This is a genomic window from Promicromonospora kroppenstedtii DSM 19349 (genome assembly GCF_000515355.1).
GTDB lineage: Bacteria > Actinomycetota > Actinomycetes > Actinomycetales > Cellulomonadaceae > Promicromonospora > Promicromonospora kroppenstedtii.
Genome location: NZ_KI911577.1, coordinates 33,053 through 33,617 on the forward strand (window position 1 = coordinate 33,053; position 565 = coordinate 33,617).

At 68.5% G+C, this 565-nt stretch carries 1 protein-coding gene; it reads right to left on the reverse strand.

Translation table 11 applies throughout. The features are described 5' to 3' along the window. Positions 1-143: 143 nt before the first annotated feature. On the reverse strand, positions 144-419 hold the full coding sequence (locus PROKR_RS01750; protein WP_036959155.1) for a hypothetical protein: 276 nt from the start codon (positions 417-419) through the stop codon (positions 144-146). Between the last annotated feature and the right edge of the window lie 146 nt (positions 420-565).

Consider the following 565-nt stretch of genomic DNA (forward strand, 5'->3'; position numbering starts at 1 on the left):
AATGAGATCCGCGTATAGGCGTGGTCGGTCATGCTGGGACGATACCTCGTAACTCCGTTGCCGGGAAGGTCTTGCGGGGGACGGAGTCACGAAACGACGAAGGCCCCCGTCCCAGGTAGGGGCGGGGGCCTGGCGGGGGTGGGTCAGACGAAGACCTCGCGGTTCGGGTCCCAGTTGCCGACGTACGACAGCACGCGCGCGGTGTGTTGTCGCGGACGGTCACCTTCCGGCGGTCGCCTCCGCCGACGGGGAAGACGGGGAGGGTCATGTACTCGCCGCGCGCGTCGCCGCCGAACGCCCCAGCCGTACGTGTCGAGCACGTACTCGGTGCCCCGGATCTCGACCCGGAACGGCCAGCGGCCCTCGACCGAGTCGGTCAGCACAGCGAAGGTGCTCGGGGTGACAGTCGTGGAGGCCATGAGGGCCCTCCTTCCTGGCCCGAGGGCCGGACGTGGAAGCCGGCCGATCCGGCTCCCTGGGGGAGTGCCTCTACCGTAAGTCACGCAAGGCACCTTGCGCAACTCACGTGGCTACTTCCCTCGTTCTTCACCCGCAGGCGTCGAGC

What these genes read in the sequence shown, in the direction of transcription:
- PROKR_RS01750 (WP_036959155.1), bottom strand. Translation starts at nt 419, where the DNA reads ATGGCCTCCACGACTGTCACCCCGAGCACCTTCGCTGTGCTGACCGAC.